The sequence below is a fragment of the Streptomyces sp. NPDC048600 genome, from assembly GCF_055587025.1.
Window position 1 is genome coordinate 37,806 of sequence record NZ_JBVJGZ010000015.1, and the last position, 17,733, is coordinate 55,538.

Annotated in this window: 18 protein-coding genes; 13 read left to right on the top strand and 5 right to left on the bottom strand. The window is 71.6% G+C overall.

What is annotated here, in order from left to right:
• Positions 1-20 precede the first annotated feature (20 nt).
• From rsmD to mutM, 7 genes are all read left to right on the top strand, one after another.
• Positions 21-605 (top strand): 16S rRNA (guanine(966)-N(2))-methyltransferase RsmD, encoded by a 585-nt coding sequence (rsmD, locus tag ACZ6SQ_RS20955; protein WP_386378070.1) that lies wholly within the window; start codon positions 21-23, stop codon positions 603-605.
• Between the two features lie 26 nt (positions 606-631).
• Positions 632-1,111, top strand: coding sequence for a pantetheine-phosphate adenylyltransferase (gene coaD, locus ACZ6SQ_RS20960; protein ID WP_386378115.1), 480 nt, complete (start codon positions 632-634; stop codon positions 1,109-1,111).
• A 58-nt stretch (positions 1,112-1,169) separates the two neighbouring features.
• Positions 1,170-2,267: a cell division initiation protein gene (locus tag ACZ6SQ_RS20965; RefSeq protein ID WP_469564121.1), complete on the top strand. Its 1,098-nt coding sequence runs from the start codon at positions 1,170-1,172 to the stop codon at positions 2,265-2,267.
• 144 nt (positions 2,268-2,411) lie between these two features.
• On the top strand, positions 2,412-3,065 hold the full coding sequence (locus ACZ6SQ_RS20970; protein ID WP_469564124.1) for a YceD family protein: 654 nt from the start codon (positions 2,412-2,414) through the stop codon (positions 3,063-3,065).
• Positions 3,066-3,067: 2 nt separating this feature from the next.
• Positions 3,068-3,241: a 50S ribosomal protein L32 gene (gene rpmF, locus ACZ6SQ_RS20975; RefSeq protein WP_386378067.1), complete on the top strand. Its 174-nt coding sequence runs from the start codon at positions 3,068-3,070 to the stop codon at positions 3,239-3,241.
• 19 nt (positions 3,242-3,260) lie between these two features.
• Positions 3,261-4,079 (top strand): ribonuclease III, encoded by an 819-nt coding sequence (gene rnc / locus ACZ6SQ_RS20980; protein ID WP_469564128.1) that lies wholly within the window; start codon positions 3,261-3,263, stop codon positions 4,077-4,079.
• An 80-nt stretch (positions 4,080-4,159) separates the two neighbouring features.
• Complete coding sequence (gene mutM, locus ACZ6SQ_RS20985; RefSeq protein ID WP_469564131.1) at positions 4,160-5,044, top strand: bifunctional DNA-formamidopyrimidine glycosylase/DNA-(apurinic or apyrimidinic site) lyase; 885 nt, start codon at positions 4,160-4,162, stop codon at positions 5,042-5,044.
• Here mutM and ACZ6SQ_RS20990 read toward each other — a convergent pair.
• Positions 5,017-5,403, bottom strand: coding sequence for a winged helix-turn-helix transcriptional regulator (locus tag ACZ6SQ_RS20990; protein ID WP_469564134.1), 387 nt, complete (start codon positions 5,401-5,403; stop codon positions 5,017-5,019). The genes mutM and ACZ6SQ_RS20990 overlap by 28 nt on opposite strands.
• Before the next feature lie 210 nt (positions 5,404-5,613).
• On the opposite strand from ACZ6SQ_RS20990, the gene ACZ6SQ_RS20995 reads away from it, so the two are divergent.
• Positions 5,614-6,057, top strand: coding sequence for a DUF7144 family membrane protein (locus ACZ6SQ_RS20995; RefSeq protein WP_469564138.1), 444 nt, complete (start codon positions 5,614-5,616; stop codon positions 6,055-6,057).
• Positions 6,058-6,108: 51 nt separating this feature from the next.
• Here the strand turns inward: ACZ6SQ_RS20995 and ACZ6SQ_RS21000 are convergent, their stop codons facing one another.
• Positions 6,109-7,332, bottom strand: a complete 1,224-nt coding sequence (locus tag ACZ6SQ_RS21000) for a CAP domain-containing protein (protein WP_469564140.1) — start codon at positions 7,330-7,332, stop codon at positions 6,109-6,111.
• Between the two features lie 119 nt (positions 7,333-7,451).
• Between ACZ6SQ_RS21000 and ACZ6SQ_RS21005 the strand changes: the two genes are divergently transcribed.
• From ACZ6SQ_RS21005 to ACZ6SQ_RS21020, 4 genes are all read left to right on the top strand, one after another.
• On the top strand, positions 7,452-7,733 hold the full coding sequence (locus ACZ6SQ_RS21005; RefSeq protein WP_386378050.1) for an acylphosphatase: 282 nt from the start codon (positions 7,452-7,454) through the stop codon (positions 7,731-7,733).
• Between the two features lie 381 nt (positions 7,734-8,114).
• On the top strand, positions 8,115-8,318 hold the full coding sequence (locus tag ACZ6SQ_RS21010; RefSeq protein WP_386378049.1) for a hypothetical protein: 204 nt from the start codon (positions 8,115-8,117) through the stop codon (positions 8,316-8,318).
• Positions 8,319-8,529: 211 nt separating this feature from the next.
• Positions 8,530-12,120 (top strand): chromosome segregation protein SMC, encoded by a 3,591-nt coding sequence (gene smc, locus ACZ6SQ_RS21015; protein ID WP_469564143.1) that lies wholly within the window; start codon positions 8,530-8,532, stop codon positions 12,118-12,120.
• Between the two features lie 236 nt (positions 12,121-12,356).
• The gene (locus ACZ6SQ_RS21020; RefSeq protein ID WP_469564148.1) at positions 12,357-13,772 is read left to right on the top strand and encodes a sugar porter family MFS transporter; all 1,416 of its coding nucleotides are present in this window, start codon (positions 12,357-12,359) and stop codon (positions 13,770-13,772) included.
• Positions 13,773-13,926: 154 nt separating this feature from the next.
• Here ACZ6SQ_RS21020 and ACZ6SQ_RS21025 read toward each other — a convergent pair whose 3' ends face one another.
• Together ACZ6SQ_RS21025 and ACZ6SQ_RS21030 are read right to left on the bottom strand one after the other, a co-directional pair.
• A complete protein-coding gene (locus ACZ6SQ_RS21025; RefSeq protein ID WP_469564150.1) occupies positions 13,927-14,193 on the bottom strand; it encodes a hypothetical protein in 267 nt (88 codons plus the stop codon).
• Between the two features lie 165 nt (positions 14,194-14,358).
• Positions 14,359-15,330 (bottom strand): LLM class flavin-dependent oxidoreductase, encoded by a 972-nt coding sequence (locus ACZ6SQ_RS21030; RefSeq protein ID WP_469564153.1) that lies wholly within the window; start codon positions 15,328-15,330, stop codon positions 14,359-14,361.
• Between the two features lie 241 nt (positions 15,331-15,571).
• Here ACZ6SQ_RS21030 and ftsY point away from each other — a divergent pair, with 241 nt between their 5' ends.
• A complete protein-coding gene (ftsY, locus tag ACZ6SQ_RS21035) occupies positions 15,572-16,783 on the top strand; it encodes a signal recognition particle-docking protein FtsY (protein WP_469564157.1) in 1,212 nt (403 codons plus the stop codon).
• Between the two features lie 79 nt (positions 16,784-16,862).
• On the opposite strand, the gene ACZ6SQ_RS21040 is transcribed toward ftsY, so the two are convergent.
• A complete protein-coding gene (locus tag ACZ6SQ_RS21040; RefSeq protein ID WP_469564160.1) occupies positions 16,863-17,525 on the bottom strand; it encodes a bifunctional DNA primase/polymerase in 663 nt (220 codons plus the stop codon).
• Between the last annotated feature and the right edge of the window lie 208 nt (positions 17,526-17,733).

A 17,733-nucleotide genomic window follows, 5' to 3' on the forward strand; every position in this document is an offset into this window, starting at 1 on the left:
CTCACGAGCAAGGACCGAAGATGACCCGCGTGATCGCCGGCGCGGCCGGCGGACGTCGCCTGGCCGTACCCCCCGGCACAGGAACCCGCCCCACCTCCGACCGCGCACGCGAAGGACTCTTCTCCACCTGGCAGTCCCTGCTGGGCGGACCCCTGGAAGGCGACCGGGTCCTCGACCTCTACGCCGGTTCGGGAGCGGTCGGCCTGGAAGCCCTCTCCCGGGGCGCCGGCCACACCCTCCTGGTGGAGGCCGACGCACGGGCCGCCCGGATCGTCCGGGACAACGTGAGGAACCTCGCCCTCCCCGGAGCCGAGGTGAGGCACGGCAAGGCCGAGCAGGTCATCCGTACGGCACCCCCGGCGCCGTACGACCTCGTCTTCCTGGACCCCCCATATGCGGTCACAGACGACGATCTTCGGGAGATTCTGCTCACACTCCGCTCGGAAGGCTGGCTCACACCGGAGGCGCTCGTCACCGTGGAGCGCAGCACCAGAGGTGGCGAATTCCGGTGGCCGGACGGCTTCGAACCGCTCCGGGCCCGGCGCTACGGCGAGGGAACGTTTTGGTACGGTCGCGCCGCCTCCACGTGCGAAGACGCACGATGACCGGACCCGAGAGCGAGGGATACCCAGTGCGCCGCGCCGTCTGTCCAGGGTCGTTCGACCCGATCACCAACGGGCATCTCGACATCATCTCCCGCGCCTCCCGCCTCTATGACGAGGTGTACGTCGCGGTGATGATCAACAAGGCCAAGAAGGGCCTGTTCGAGATCGAGGAGCGGATCGACCTGATCCGCCAGGTCACCTCCGAGTACGAGAACGTCCGGGTCGAGGCCTTCCACGGCCTGCTCGTCGACTTCTGCAAGCAGCGCGAGATCCCCGCCATCGTCAAGGGCCTCAGGGCGGTCAGCGACTTCGACTACGAGTTGCAGATGGCCCAGATGAACATCGGCCTCACCGGCGTGGAGACGCTGTTCGTGCCGACGAACCCCACCTACAGCTTCCTGTCCTCCTCGCTCGTCAAGGAGGTCGCGACCTGGGGCGGCGACGTCTCCCACCTGGTGCCGCCGCTCGTCTTCGAGGCCCTGAACAGGCGCCTGCGCGAAGCCTGATGGGACTACAGTCGTCCCGTCCGTCTCCATCACAGCTGTAGAGAGTGGCGAGCACACGGTGGACGTGCAGAACAAGCTCGACGAGATCGTCGCCGCGGTCTCCGGTGCCCGGTCGATGCCCATGTCGGCCTCGTGCGTGGTCAATCGCGCCGACCTGCTCTCGATGCTCGAAGAGGTGCGGGCGGCGCTGCCCGACTCGCTCGCGCAGGCCCGGGAACTGATCGGCGACCGCGAGCAGATGGTCGAGCAGGCCCGTCAGGAGGCCGACCGGATCATCGAGCACGCGCACGCCGAGCGCGGCTCCCTGATCTCCGACACGGAGGTCGCCCGCCGCTCCCGGAACGAGGCCGAGCGCATTCTCGCCGAGGCCCGCCAGGAGGCCGAGGAGGTCCGCGCGGAGGCCGACGACTACGTCGACTCCAAGCTCGCCAACTTCGAGGTCGTCCTCACCAAGACGCTCGGCTCGGTCGGCCGCGGCCGCGAGAAGCTCCTCGGCACCGGACCGGGCCCGGGCGAACAGGGGTACCTGGACCCGGAGGACGACGACGCCCCCGAGCGCAGCCACGACCCCGAGACCCTGCGCCGCGACGCCGACGCCTATGTCGACATGAAGCTGGGCGCCTTCGAGGCGGTGCTCGCCAAGACCCTGGACGCCGTCGGCCGCGGCCGGCAGAAGCTGCACGGCCGGATCGCCAGCGACGACCTCGGCGCGCTCTCCGACGAGGCCGGCACCCTCCAGCACGCCAGCGACGCCGACTACCTCGCCGACCTCGCGGCCCTCGCCGAACGGGACGCCCCGGCCGAGCAGCACCGCCGCCCCGAGTACGAGCCCGAGCCGCAGCCGGCCTACGGCTACCAGCAGCAGGCCGACCCCTACGCCGGCTACCAGCAGCAGGACCCGTACGCCGCCTCGACGGGCTACGCGCAGTCGGACACCGGCTCCTACCAGCAGGCCGCGCAGGCGGACCCGTACGGCTACCAGGGCTACGCCCCTCAGCAGCCCGCCTACGAGCCTCAGCAGGCCCACGAGCCCCACGAGGCTCACCAGACCCATCAGTCGCAGCAGGGCTACGCGCTCGACGAGACCAGCCTGTTCGACACCGGCATGATCAGCGCCGAGCAGCTCAGGGCGTACGAGCAGGGGCGCGGCCAGTAGCCTGCGGGGGGCGGCGACCACCGGATTGGGCCGAGAGCGAAAGGTCCAGTATCCTGGCTGTTCGGTCGCGCCTACGCCCGCGATCAGCGCTGCCCCGGGATGCCGAGGGCGGCGTCCCTCTGAGTCAGAAGATCGAAAGCAGGAATGGCCTCCCACGCACGCCTCGACCACCGCAACCCCTTCGTGTTCGACACACACGAGCTGGGGCGGCGGCCTGGTGCGCTTCAGCGGCTGACCCGCACGGTCGACGCTCCGAGGGACCTCGGTCTCGCGGGAGTCATCGGAATGCCGGAAGGCGTCCCGGTGGAGCTCGAACTCCGACTCGAGTCGGTCATGGAAGGGGTGCTCGTCACAGGCACCGCCCGTGCACAGGCCGAGGGAGAGTGCGTAAGGTGTCTGGAGCCGCTTCAGCTCGACGTCGAAGCGGAATTCCAGGAGATGTTCTCGTACCCCGACGCCGACGAGCGGGGCCGTGTGAAGACGGCTCCCGACGACGACGCCGAGGACGACGAGGACACGCTCCTCCTCGAGGACGGCATGTTCGACCTCGAGCCCGTGCTGCGTGATGCGGTGGTGCTCGCACTGCCGATGCAGCCGGTGTGCCAGGAAGACTGCCCGGGCCTGTGCTCCGAATGCGGAGCGCGCCTCGCGGACGACCCGGACCACCACCACGACGCCGTCGACATCCGTTGGGCGGCATTGCAGGGACTCGCCGGTTCGCTCGAACCCGGCGAGAAGGACGAGATGAGCGGCGGCGCGACTCGATCAGCGCGCGCCGACGAGAAGCAGGAGAAGTAGCCGTGGCTGTTCCGAAGCGGAAGATGTCGCGCAGCAACACGCGCCACCGCCGGTCGCAGTGGAAGGCTGCGGTCCCCACCCTGGTTGCGTGCGAGCGCTGCCAGGAGCCCAAGCAGCAGCACATCGCGTGCCCGTCTTGCGGCACCTACAACAAGCGCCAGGTCCTCGCGGTCTGAGCGGCTGGTGAGAGGCACAGTGTCCACGCCGAAGAAGAACTCTGCGGACAACACGGCCTCGTCCCACACGCTTCTGGAAGGGCGGCTCGGCTATCAGCTCGAGTCCGCCCTTCTGGTGCGAGCGCTGACCCACCGTTCCTACGCGTACGAGAACGGCGGTCTGCCGACGAACGAGCGCCTGGAGTTCCTCGGGGACTCCGTGCTGGGCCTCGTCGTGACGGACACGCTGTACCGCACTCACCCCGACCTGCCCGAAGGACAGCTGGCCAAGCTGCGGGCCGCGGTGGTGAACTCGCGTGCGCTGGCGGACGTGGGACGCACGCTCGACCTCGGCTCCTTCATCCGGCTCGGCCGCGGTGAAGAGGGCACGGGAGGCCGGGACAAGGCGTCCATCCTCGCCGACACCCTTGAAGCGGTGATCGGCGCGGTGTATCTCGACCAAGGGCTGGACTCGGCGGCGGAGCTGGTGCACCGCCTGTTCGACCCGCTGATCGAGAAGTCCTCGAACCTCGGAGCCGGCCTGGACTGGAAGACCAGTCTCCAGGAGCTCACCGCGACCGAGGGGCTCGGTGTCCCCGAGTACCTGGTCACGGAGACCGGACCCGATCACGAGAAGACCTTCACTGCTGCCGCCCGCGTCGGAGGCGTCTCGTACGGCACCGGCACCGGCCGCAGCAAGAAGGAGGCGGAGCAGCAGGCCGCGGAGTCCGCGTGGCGGGCCATCCGGGCCGCCGCCGACGAGCGCGCCGAGGCCGCCGCCCGGGCGACGGCCGAGGGCGGCACCGACGCCCCGGCCACGGCCGACGGCGACGCCGATGCTCCGAAGGCCTCCGCCTGACCGACCCACACGACCGAGCGCCCGCGCCCCCTCGGGGGCCGGGCGCTCGGCTCGTCCACCCGCCAGTCACCGGGGGAGCCATGCCGGAGTTGCCCGAGGTCGAGGTCGTACGACGGGGCCTGGAACGGTGGGTCGCCCACCGGGCCGTCGCCGAGACCGAGGTGCTGCACCCGCGCGCGGTGCGCCGCCACACGGCCGGGGCCGACGACTTCGCCCACCGCCTCAAGGGCCACCGCATGGGTGTCGCGCGCCGCCGCGGCAAGTACCTGTGGCTGCCGCTGGAGGACTCCGGCCAGGCGGTCCTCGCCCACCTCGGCATGAGCGGCCAGCTCCTGGTGCAGCCGCACGAGGCACCCGACGAGAAACACCTGCGCATCCGCGTCCGGTTCGCCGACACGCTGACATCAGCCGCCGGCGCGGCGGGCGGCACCGAGCTGCGCTTCGTCGACCAGCGCACCTTCGGCGGGCTGTCGCTGCACGACACCTCCGAGGACGGCCTGCCCGACGTCATCGCGCACATCGCCCGCGACCCCCTGGACCCGCTGTTCGACGACGAGGCCTTCCACCAGGCCCTGCGCCGCAAGCGGACCACCGTCAAACGGGCCCTGCTGGACCAGTCGTTGATCAGCGGCGTCGGCAACATCTACGCGGACGAGGCCCTTTGGCGCTCCCGCCTGCACTACGACCGCCCCACGGCCGGCTTCACCCGCCCCCGCACCCTCGAACTCCTGGGCCATGTGAGGGACGTGATGAACGCGGCCCTCGCCGTCGGCGGCACCAGCTTCGACAGCCTCTATGTCAACGTCAACGGCGAGTCCGGCTACTTCGACCGCTCCCTGGACGCGTACGGCCGCGAGGGACTGCCGTGCAAGCGCTGCGGCACGCCGATGCGCAGACGTCCGTGGATGAACAGGTCCAGCTACTTCTGCCCGAAGTGTCAGAGGGTGCCGCGAACCTCGTCGTAACGGCCGCGCGCGGCCAGCACCTCGTCCATGCGGCCCTCCACGAAGTGGATCAGGCCCAGCAGACGCGTGGCGACCTCACCGCCGAGCGGGGTGAGCTCGTAGTCCACCCGGGGCGGATTGGTCGGCTGTGCCTCGCGGTGGACCAGGCCGTCGCGCTCCAGGGCGTGCAGCGTCTGGGAGAGCATCTTCTCGCTGACGCCGTCGACCCGGCGGCGCAGTTCGCTGAAGCGGAGCGAGCCCTCGTGCAGCGCCCCCAGCGTGAGCGCGCCCCAGCGCCCGGTGACGTGCTCCAGCGTGCCCCGCGAGGGGCAGGCCTTGGCGAAGGCGTCGTAGGGGAGGTCCTGGGGCGTGGTCGTCATGCTTTCGAGACTACAGCGCTAACCGTGGGTTAGCGCCGGGGTCGGCCCCATGCCCGGCAGCCGATGAAGGCCCGACCTGTCCGGCCCGGAGGACGGCCTCCGACGTCCCGGCCCGGGATGCCGGTGGAGCTCGGTCGTGCCAGTGTGGGAGGGGTCGCGCCGCTTCGAGCGTTCCTTCGCCGCTTGGCCCCGCCACCCTAGGAGTCCGCCATGGCCCGTGACGCCGTGCCCCCCAGAACGGCCGCCGCCGATCCCCACCCGTGGCGTGCGTCCGCGTCGGGAACCACCATCCTCGCGGCTGCACTGATGATCTTCGGTGGCGCGATGGCGATCTTCGAGGGCATCGCCGCCATCGCCGAGGACGATCTGTTCCTCGCGACGCGCCACTACGTCTTCGAGTTCAGCCTGGCGGGCTGGGGATGGGTGCACCTCATCCTGGGCGTCGCCCTCGTCGCCGCCGGGTGTGCCGTGCTCAGCAGCGGAGCGCTGTGGGCACGCTTCTTCGGCGTGTTCGTGGCGGGCCTCGGTGCGATCGCCAACTTCCTGTGGGTGCCTTACTACCCGCTCTGGGCCCTGACGCTGGTCGCCGTCAACCTCTTCGTCGTCTGGGCCCTGTGCGCGGGCATGCACCGAGAGGCTCACACCGCGGCGTAGCCACGGCGACGCGAGCCGACCACCCCGTCCGCGACGCGCGCCGGGCCTGTCTCAGTAGCCGAAGTCCTGCGTCCACCAAGGGCCGCCGTCGGCGTAGTGCACGCCGACGCCGAGGGTCTTGAAGTCGCAGTTGAGGATGTTGGCGCGGTGGCCGGGGCTGTTCATCCAGGCCTGCATCACAGCCGCGGCGTCGGCCTGGCCGCGGGCGATGTTCTCGCCGCCGAGGTCGATGATGCCGAGTTGCTCGGCACGGTCCCAGGGGGACGAGCCGTCGGGGTCGGTGTGGTCGAAGAAGCCCCGCTGGGCCATGTCCTCGCTGAACACACGGGCCAGGCCGGTCAGCGCGCTGTTCGCGGCGAGGGGGGTGCAGCCCGCGTTCTCGCGCTCGACGTTGACCAGCCGCAGCACCTCGGCCTCGGCCGCCGCCTCCGCGGACACCGTCACGGGCGCCTTCGGCTGGGCGGGCTCCTTGGTGGCCTTCCTGGACGGCGTGCCGTCCGGCTTCTTGGAGGGGGTCGCCTTCGGCTTCTTCTTCTCGGCCGGAGGCTTGGTCGGCGACGCCGAGGCGGAGGGCGACGCGCTGGGCGCGGGTGCCGCGGGCTCGGTGCCCCGCGGGGCGGAGCCGGGCTGTTCGTGGCTCGGCTCCTCGGGGGCGGCGCCGGACGTGCCGCCCTGCTGGGCCTCCAGGTTGCCGGGGCTGTGCGCGGACTGCACCTGGTCGGAACTGCTGCCGCCGAGACGGTAGTTGTCGACGCCGGGCAGCATGCCGGTGGAGACCGCGACCGCCCCGAGCGCGACCGCGGCGGACACCCCGAGCAGCCCGGTGCGCACCGGCGTGACCGCCTTCTTGCGCGGCCGGCGGTGGGAGCGGGTGTGGAACGCGGCGTCCTGTCCCGTGAAGCGCGTGCCGTCGCCGGGGCCGGAGACCGGCGGACCGAGCGGCTCGGCCCCGTCGTCCGCGCGCCAGTCGGTGGCGTAGAGGTAGGCCGTGCTCGCGGCGTAGGCCTCCGCGTAGGCCTCAGGGTTCAGATAGGGCGCGATGCCCGGGGCGCCGTGGCCCCCGTACGGGTACTGCGGGTCGGACGCGATGCCCGGGGCGCTGTATCCGCCCCCGTACGAGTGCTGCGGGTCGCGGCTCCCGGCGACGGAGTCGTCCGTCGGCGTGACCCCCGTGACGCGGCCCGTGGCGGCGCGGCCGGCGGCGATGCGTCGGTGGCGTCCCATGTTCTGGCCTTCCTCGTCCATGCGGTACTGGCCGTCGACACGTCCCCCCACGGCCAACGCAGCTCACCCGATCGAGTGAGTTTCAGATGAGATTCATTGGGTGGGGACGGTACCGCATGCCACGCGGTGAGGAAGTGCCCCTAGGGACAATGGCCGGTTAGGTTGCACCCATGAGCGACGATGTGCGATTGGTCGCCTGGGTGCGCGGGCGCGTCCAAGGTGTGGGTTTCCGCTGGTTCACCCGGGCCAAGGCCCTGGAGATCGGCGGGCTGAGTGGTTTTGCTCTCAATCTCGACGACGGCCGTGTGCAAGTGGTCGCCGAAGGGGCGCGGCCGGGGTGCGAGGGGCTGCTCGAGTGGCTGCTGAGTGACGACACGCCCGGGCGCGTGGACGGGGTGACCGAGATCTGGGACACACCGCGTGGCGGCTACGACGGCTTCGCCATTCGCTGACCCCGTACGACGCAAGGGCCCCGGCGGCCGCGCCGGGGCATTCCGCCAGAGGCCCTCGGAAGGGGAAACCGCCTGGTGGTTGCCAAGAACCCCTTGCCGTGACAGGCTCCGCACGGAAAGATGATCGCCACACCCCCAGGGCCCCGCAGGAGTCGTCACGCCGCCGTTCTTCCGGCCGCGGACCCCGGGTCGCCGCCAATACGGGGTGTGATCGTGTTGACCGTCAAACTTTTTGGTGAGACGCTGAAAGCCCCGCGCACCTTAGCTGTTTGGCATGGAACAACGGCAGAGCAAAACGTACTCCTGCCAAGCACCGCGGGTGCGAATCCCTCACGACCCATACCGCTTCGGTCGGTCACTCAGTGTGGAGGACCATCCATCATGGCAAAGGCGCTTCTCGGTTACGTCGGCGGCTCCGACCCTCGACTCCTCGCCGAGATGCGACGGCTCCAGCAGCGCGTGCAGGACCTGGAATCTGAGCTCGTACGAATCCAGGCGGAGAACGACGTGCTGACGGCTGCCGCTTCTCACCACGAGATCATGGAGAGCATCGACGCACACCAGGCGGAGCCTGCGCTCACCTGATCACTGCATCGCAGCACATCGACACGCAGTGGTTGGGCAGCCCGTATCAACCGCTCAGTTGTCAGATTTGCAAGGGACGCTCCGGCGTCCCTTCTTTCTTTCCCCCGTGCATCCTTTCACCCTCTTCAACGTCTGGTGTGCCCTTCGCGTTCACCGGCGAAACCGCGCGTTCATGGAGTGAGACCGGCGGCTGAAGGTAGAGTCCAGCGCCGTGCACCTCAAGGCCCTGACCCTCCGCGGCTTCAAGTCGTTCGCCTCGGCGACCACGCTCCGGTTCGAACCGGGCATCACGTGCGTCGTGGGACCGAACGGCTCGGGCAAGTCCAATGTCGTGGACGCGCTGAGCTGGGTCATGGGGGAGCAGGGCGCGAAGTCGCTGCGCGGCGGGAAGATGGAGGACGTCATCTTCGCCGGCACCACCGGCCGCCCGCCGCTGGGCCGCGCCGAGGTGTCGCTGACCATCGACAACTCCGACGGCGCGCTGCCCATCGAGTACGCCGAGGTCACCATCACGCGGATCATGTTCCGCAACGGCGGCAGCGAGTACCAGATCAACGGCGACACCTGCCGTCTGCTCGACATCCAGGAACTGCTCTCGGACTCCGGCATCGGCCGCGAGATGCACGTCATCGTCGGCCAGGGCCAGCTCGACTCCGTCCTGCACGCCGATCCGACGGGCCGCCGGGCCTTCATCGAAGAGGCCGCCGGTGTGCTCAAGCACCGCAAGCGCAAGGAGAAGGCGCTGCGGAAGCTGGACGCGATGCAGGCCAACCTCGCCCGTGTGCAGGACCTGACGGACGAACTGCGCCGCCAGCTCAAGCCGCTCGGCCGCCAGGCCGCGGTCGCCCGGCGCGCCGCGGTCATCCAGGCGGACCTGCGCGACTCCCGGCTGCGCCTGCTCGCCGACGATCTCGTACGGCTCCGGGAGGCACTCAAGGCCGAGGTCGCCGACGAGGCCGAGCTGAAGCAGCGCAAGGAGACCGCCGAGCAGGAACTGCGCAAGGCGGTCCAGCGCGAGGGGCTCCTGGAGGACCAGGTCCGCCGCCTCACGCCCCGGCTCCAGCGCGCGCAGCAGACCTGGTACGAGCTCTCCCAGCTGGCAGAGCGGGTGCGCGGCACGATCTCGCTGGCCGACGCCCGCGTGAAGAGCGCGACCTCCGCGCCCCCGGAGGAGCGGCGCGGCCGTGACCCCGAGGACATGGAGCGCGAGGCCGCCCGTGTCCGCGAGCAGGAGGCCGAGCTGGAGGCCGCCCTGGAGGCGGCGCAGCGGGCCCTCGACGACACCGTGACCCACCGCGCGGAGCTGGAGCGCGACCTCGCGACCGAGGAACGGCGCCTGAAGGACGCCGCCCGCGCCATCGCCGACCGCCGTGAGGGGCTCGCCCGGCTCGCCGGGCAGGTCAACGCCGCCCGCTCCCGCGCCGCTTCGGCCCAGGCCGAGATCGACCGGCTCGCCCTCGCCCGCGACGAGGCCCGGGAGCGCGCGGTCGCCGCGCAGGAGGAGTACGAGGCGCTCCAGGCCGAGGTCGACGGCCTCGACGCGGGCGACGCCGAACTCGCCGGGCGCCACGAGGATGCCAAGCGGCAGCTCACCGACGCCGAGGCCGCCCTGTCCGCCGCCCGCGAGGCGACCACCACGGCCGAACGCCGCCGCGCCGCGACCCAGGCCCGCCACGACGCGCTGGCCCTGGGCCTTCGCCGCAAGGACGGCTCGGGCGCGCTGCTCGAGGCGCGGGACCGGCTCACCGGCGTGCTGGGCCCGGCGGCGGAGCTGCTGACGGTCACCGCGGGATACGAGGTCCCGCTGGCGGCGGCCTTCGGAGCGGCGGCGGACGCCATCGCCGTAGCGAACCCGGCGGCGGCGGCCGAGGCGATCCGTCTGCTGCGCAAGCAGGACGGGGGACGGGTGGCGCTGCTCCTGGCGGGAGCGGCCGCCGAGCCGGACCCGGGGGGAGCGGAGCCCGGCCACCGCCACGCGGGCGCGGCCGGTCACGACGAACCCGCGCCGCCCGTGGCCCGGTTCGTCCAGGCACCCGCCGACCTGATGCCCGCGGTGCACCGCCTTCTCAGCGGCATCGTCCTGGTCGACACCCTCGAAGCCGCGGAAGACCTCGTCTACACCCACCCCCACCTCACGGCCGTCACCGCCGAAGGCGACCTGCTGGGCGCCCACTTCGCCCACGGCGGCTCGGCCGGCGCCCCCAGCCTCCTGGAGGTCCAGGCCTCCGTGGACGAGGCCGTGGCGGAACTGGAGGAACTCGGCGCCCGCTGCGAGGAACTCACCGAGCGGCAGGCGGAAGCCGCCGAGCGGCGCAGGGCGGCCGGTGTCCTGGTCGAGGAACTCGGCGACCGGCGCCGCGCCGCCGAGCGCGAGAAGTCGACCGTCGCCCAGCAGCTCGGACGGCTCGCCGGACAGGCCCGGGGCGCCGCGGGCGAGGCGGAGCGCAGCAGCGCCGCGGCCGCGCGGGCCCAGGAGGCGCTGGAGAAGGCGCTCCAGGAGGTCGAGGAGCTGGCCGAACGGCAGGCCGTCGCCGAGGAGATGCCGTTCGAGGAGGAGCCCGACACCTCGGTGCGGGACCGGCTCGCCGCGGACGGTGCCAACGCGCGCCAGACCGAGATGGAGGCCCGCCTCCAGGCCCGTACGCACGAGGAACGGGTCAAGGGTCTGGCAGGGCGGGCCGACTCGCTCGACCGGGCCGCCCGCGCGGAACGCGAGGCACGCGCGCGTGCCGAGCAGCGCCGGGCGCGGCTGCGGCACGAGGCGGCGGTGGCGCAGGCGGTCGCCGCGGGCGCGCGCGTCCTGCTGGCGCATGTCGAGGTCTCCCTCGGCCGCGCCGAACGCGAGCGTGCCGCGGCCGAGGCCGCCAAGGCGCGCCGCGAGCAGGAGCTGACCGCGGCCCGTACCGCGGGCCGGGACCTGAAGGCCGAGCTGGACAAGCTGACCGACTCGGTGCACCGGGGCGAGGTGCTGGGCGCCGAGAAGCGGCTGCGGATCGAGCAGTTGGAGACGAAGGCGCTGGAGGAGCTGGGCGTGGAGCCGGCGGGGCTGGTCTCCGAGTACGGCCCGCACCAGCCGGTGCCCGCGTCCCCGCCCGCCGAGGGCGAGGTGCTGCCCGAGGACCCGGAGCACCCGCGCAACCAGCCGAAGGCGTTCGTGCGGGCGGAGCAGGAGAAGCGGCTCAAGGCGGCGGAACGGGCCTACCAGCAGCTGGGGAAGGTGAATCCGCTCGCCCTGGAGGAGTTCGCGGCGCTGGAGGAACGGCACAAGTTCCTCAGTGAGCAGCTGGAGGACCTGAAGAAGACCCGCGCCGATCTGCTCCAGGTCGTCAAGGAGGTCGACGAGCGCGTCGAGCAGGTCTTCACCGAGGCCTACCGGGACACGGCGCGGGAGTTCGAGGGGGTCTTCAGCCGGCTGTTCCCGGGCGGTGAGGGCCGGCTCGTGCTGACCGATCCCGACAACATGCTCACCACCGGTGTGGACGTCGAGGCACGTCCGCCGGGCAAGAAGGTGAAGCGGCTGAGCCTGCTCTCCGGTGGCGAGCGCTCGCTGACGGCCGTCGCGCTGCTGGTGTCGATCTTCAAGGCCCGCCCGAGCCCGTTCTACGTCATGGACGAGGTCGAGGCGGCGCTCGACGACACCAACCTCCAGCGGCTGATCCGGATCATGCAGGAGCTCCAGGAGGCTTCGCAGCTGATCGTGATCACCCATCAGAAGCGCACGATGGAGGTCGCCGACGCGCTTTACGGCGTGTCCATGCAGGGCGACGGCGTGTCGAAGGTCATCTCCCAGCGCCTTCGCTAGATCAACTTCACGAGTCCTTCAAGAAGTGAACAATGAGCGTCCCCTCGCGCAGTCTCTACCTATCTAATTCGTCACAGTCCTTCGACTGTTGACTTCGAGACTTGAAGGCATAGTCTCTGCAGCGTTGTTTTCACCTTCAGGTGTGAGCGGCGTGCTCGCGTGCGCCTCGGGAAGACCGCACCTGGCAGGGCTCACCCCCCACCCGGCAGCGCAGCCGGTGGCCCGAGGAGTTGATCGTGACCAGCACAGCGCAGGCGTCCAGGACAGGTGACGGTTCGTCCCGCCCCGACCATCTCGCGCATGTCGTCTTCATCGCGGCCGCCGCCGCGATGGGCGGTTTCCTCTTCGGCTACGACAGCTCCGTGATCAACGGCGCCGTCGAGGCCGTCCGGGACCGCTACGACATCGGCTCGGCCGCGCTGGCCCAGGTCATCGCCATCGCCCTGATCGGCTGCGCCGTCGGCGCAGCCACCGCGGGCCGGATCGCCGACCGTATCGGCCGTATCCGCTGCATGCAGATCGCCGCCGTGCTGTTCACCATCAGTGCCGTCGGCTCCGCGCTGCCCTTCGCGCTGTGGGACCTCGCCTTCTGGCGCGTGGTCGGCGGCTTCGCCATCGGCATGGCCTCCGTCATCGGCCCGGCCTACATCGCCGAGGTCGCCCCGCCCGCCTACCGCGGCCGTCTCGGGGCCTTCCAGCAGGCCGCGATCGTGGTCGGCATCGCCGTCTCCCAGCTGGTCAACTGGGGTCTGCTCAAGGCCGCGGGCGGCGACCAGCGCGGTGAGCTGCTGGGCGTGGAGGCCTGGCAGGTCATGCTCGGCGTCATGGTGATCCCGGCCGTGATCTACGGCCTGCTCTCCTTCGTGATCCCCGAGTCCCCGCGCTTCCTGCTCTCCGTCGGCAGGCGCGAGCGGGCCCGCGAGGTCCTGGCCGAGGTCGAGGGCGACATCGATCTGGACGCCCGGGTGGCCGAGATCGAGCACGCCATGAGGAGCGAGCACAAGTCCTCCTTCAAGGACCTGCTCGGCGGCTCCTTCCTCTTCAGGCCCATCGTCTGGGTCGGCATCGGCCTGTCGGTCTTCCAGCAGTTCGTCGGCATCAACGTCGCGTTCTACTACTCCTCGACGCTGTGGCAGTCGGTCGGTGTCGACCCGACGGACTCGTTCTTCTACTCCTTCACCACGTCGATCATCAACATCGTCGGCACGGTCATCGCGATGATCTTCGTGGACCGGATCGGCCGCCGCCCGCTCGCCCTCATCGGCTCCGTCGGCATGGCGGTCGGCCTGGCCCTGGAGGCCTGGGCGTTCTCCTTCGACCTCGTCGACGGCAAGCTGCCCGCCACGCAGGGCTGGGTCGCCCTGGTCGCCGCGCACATCTTCGTCCTCTTCTTCGCCCTGTCCTGGGGCGTGGTCGTCTGGGTCATGCTCGGCGAGATGTTCCCGAACCGGATCCGCGCCGCCGCCCTGGGCGTGGCCGCCGCGGCGCAGTGGATCGCCAACTGGGCCATCACCGCGAGCTTCCCGTCGCTCGCCGAGTGGAACCTGTCCGCGACGTATGTGATCTACACGGTCTTCGCCGCGCTCTCCGTCCCCTTCGTCCTGAAGTTCGTGAAGGAGACCAAGGGCAAGTCCCTGGAGGAGATGGGCTGACCCCGGCCGGCCGAGGCCCCGAACTCGCCGGCCCCGCGAACCGGGCCGGTGAAACCGGGGAGAAGGGCTCCTCCCCGCTGCCCCTCTCCTCATCCCTCACGCCGCCCTCGCCCGGTCACTGCCCGGGCGAGGGCGGCGGTGCCTCGCGCGCGGGTCACCGGACGAGGACCCCACCGCCGATCCCGGCGGCCCGGCCCGCGCAGTCCTCCATGATCCGCAGCCGCTGCTCGATCCTGCGCCGCTGCTCCCCGACAGCGCAGACACGCGCGGTCTCCCGGGCGATCACATCGAGGTGGGCGCGCAGCAGGGCGACCTCATGCAGGAACTCGGGCACCTGGTCGGCCTCGACCTCCAGATCGTTCCCGGCCGGCACGGGGAGGAAGCGGGCGCCCAGCGAGCGCACCGCCTCCGAGCCCCACACGGTCTACGCCAGGACTCGAAGCCGCCGGACCTGCAGACGTCGTCCGGCACGTCGAGTACGCGCATCTCCCCGTCGGCGTCCCGCACGAACACGTCCACCAGCAGACTCATGACCGCAGTGGATCACCGGTCGGCGGGTGCGGCCAAGCGCATTCGCGTACGGGGCTCAGCCCGCCAGCGCCGGAAGCACCTCCTGCGCGAACAGCCGCAGACTGCGCCACCCCTCCTGCACCGGCATCCCGCCCGCCAGCGGATGCAGTACGTAGCTGTCGAGGCCGAGACCCACGCACTCGTCCGGGGTGACGATCCGGTACACGCCCTCCGCGCGCAGTTCCTCCACCGTGCCGGCCGCCGACCGCACCGCCGAGCGGATGTCCGAGGACTGCCAGGAGGCGTAGGTGCGGGCCTCGTGCAGGAAGTGGGCGCCGTGCTCGGCCCATGTGCGGTCCGGGTCGGCGGACACGTGCAGCAGCGGGGTCTCGGCCGCGGGCATCATGGTCCAGCCCTCGGTGCCGTACTCCACCAGCCGCTCCTTGTAGTACGCCTCCAGCTCCGGCAGGTGCGCGCTCGGGAAGAACGGCAGCCCGAAACGCGCGGCCCGGCGGGCGGCCGCCTTCGAGGAGCCGCCGACCAGCAGCAGGGGGTGCGGCCGGGTGAAGGGGCGCGGAGTGACCCGTACCGTACGGCCCCGGTACGCGAACTCCTCGCCGGTCCACGCCTTCAGCAGCGTCTCCAGCAGCTCGTCCTGGAGCCTGCCGCGGCGGGCGAAGTCCACGCCGAACATCGCGTACTCCTCGGGCCGGTACCCGATCCCGGCGACCGTCGCCAGCCGGCCGGGGCCGATCAGGTCCAGCACGGCGATGTCCTCGGCGAGCCGAAGCGGGTCGTGCAGCGGGCCGATCACCGCCGACACGGTCACCGCGAGCCGCCCGGTCGCACCCAGGACCGCGCCCGCGAAGGCGAACGGCGACGGCAGCCAGTTGTCCGCGACCCCGTGGTGCTCCTCCGTCTGCACGGTCGTGATCCCGTGCTGGTCCGCGTACGCCGCCATCTCCAGCGCCGCGCGGTAGCGGGCCGCGAGCGATGCCGGGGTGGCGCCGGGTTCGACGAGATTGAGGCGTACGACCGTGACGGGCATGGGGTTCCCCTCCGACGGGCGGCTCGGCAGAGGGACCGTAGCTGACGGGGTGTCAGATCGCCAGGGGTGCGGCGACCCGCCCGGGCCCGGACGGGCAAGCACGCCGTGGCCCGCGCGGGCGGCTCACCCGCGACTGCGCATGTGCGAGGGCCGCGCCCGCGCACATGCCCGCCGCGCCCGCCCATTGGACGAACGTCCAAGCCGTGTCCGAGCCGGACCCATGGCCGATACTGGACGGGTTATGGAAACCGTCATCCTTGCTGTAGTCATCGCCGTGGTCGTGCTCGGCGTGCTCGGTGGGCTCGTCATCGGCAGCCGACGGAAGAAGTCGCTGCCGCCGCCCCCGCCCGCCGCGCCCGAGATCACCACCCCACCGGCCGAGCCGCACGTCGGCGACGAGGCCGAGACACCGCGGGACGAGCCCCGCCGGACGATCGAGGAGGTGGACCTTCCCGGTGGCGGCGCCCCCGTCACGGTGGAGGAGCCGCCCGTCGCCGAGGAACTCCCGCCGACCGAGATCGAGATCCCGGAGCCCACCGCGGGACGCCTGGTGCGCCTGCGCGCCCGGCTGTCCCGTTCCCAGAACGCCCTCGGCAAGGGGCTGCTCACGCTGCTGTCGCGCGAGCACCTCGACGACGAGACCTGGGACGAGATCGAGGACACCCTGCTGACCGCCGACGTCGGCGTGCAGCCCACCATGGAACTGGTCGAGCAGCTGCGCGAGCGCGTGAAGGTGCTCGGCACCCGCACGCCCGAGGAGCTGCGCGGACTGCTGCGCGAGGAGCTGCTCAAGCTCGTCGGCACCGATGCCGACCGTACGGTGAAGACCGAGCCGGAGGACCGCAAGCCCGGCATCGTGATGGTCGTCGGCGTCAACGGCACCGGCAAGACCACCACCACCGGCAAGCTCGCCCGCGTGCTGGTCGCCGACGGGCGCACGGTCGTCCTCGGCGCCGCCGACACCTTCCGGGCCGCCGCCGCCGACCAGCTCCAGACCTGGGGCGAGCGCGTGGGCGCCCACACCGTGCGCGGGCCCGAGGCCGGCGATCCGGCCTCCGTCGCCTTCGACGCGGTGAAGGAGGGCAAGGAGATGGGGACCGACGTGGTCCTCATCGACACCGCCGGCCGTCTGCACACCAAGACCGGTCTCATGGACGAGCTCGGCAAGGTCAAGCGGGTCGTGGAGAAGCACGCCCCGCTCGACGAGGTGCTGCTCGTGCTCGACGCCACGACCGGTCAGAACGGCCTGGTGCAGGCCCGTGTCTTCGCCGAGGTCGTCGACATCACCGGCATCGTCCTCACCAAGCTCGACGGCACCGCCAAGGGCGGCATCGTGATCGCCGTCCAGCGCGAGCTGGGCGTCCCCGTCAAGCTCGTCGGTCTCGGCGAGGGACCCGACGACCTGGCCCCGTTCGAGCCCGAGGCGTTCGTGGACGCGCTCATCGGGGAGTGACACCCGCCCGCCGATCCGTGATCGAGAAGCGCCCGCCCCCAAGGTGCAGTTGGGGACGGGCGCTTCGTCATGGGGCCGGTCAGGCGCGCGAGCGGTGTGCCACGTAGGCCAGCGTGCCCAGCAGCAGCCGTGCCTGGGGCGGCCTGGTGGCCGAGTCGAGGCAGGGCGCGCGGAGCCACTGGACGGGGCCGAGGCCGCCGCGGTCGGAGGGCGGCGCGGTGATGTGCGTGCCGTGCCCGAGCGCGCGCAGATCGAGGCCCGGGTCGTCCCAGCCCATGCGGTAGAGCAGCTCGGGCAGCTCGGCCGCGGCGCCGGGGGCGACGAAGAAGTGGGCCCGGCCGTCGGGCGTGACGGTGACCGGGCCGAGCGGCAGGCCCATGCGCTCCAGCCGTACCAGCGCCCGCCGCCCGGTCGCCTCGGCGACCTCGATGACGTCGAAGGCCCGCCCGACCGGCAGCATCACCGCGGCGCCCGGGAACTGGGACCACGCCTCGGTCGCCTCGTCCAGCGTCGCCCCGGCCGGCACCCCGGGGGCGAACTCCAGGGGATGCGCGCCGGGCGTGCGGCAGCCGGCCCGGCCGCAGGAGCAGGCGCCCGCGGCGGTCCGGGCACCGGGGGCGACGTCCCAGCCCCACAGGCCGGTGTACTCGGCCACGGCGGTGCACTCCGACGCGCGCCCGCGGCGGCGCGTGCCGGACCGGATGTCGCGAATGCCCCGACTACTGCCGATCGTGAAACCCATGCCCCCTCCAACGGGTCCGACGCGCCGGTGGTTACGAGACGGCCGGGCGAGGAACGAAAGCGGTCCGTCACCGGTGCGAAGGGCGCCCTCGCGCGCACCCGGTGGTGTGCCCGGCGGCGCGCGCCCCTGTGTGCACCGCTACGCCCACTTCCGGCTGTCCTATGTCAAGTGAATCGTGAGTAGGGCGACGTGAGTTCATTCGAAGGGG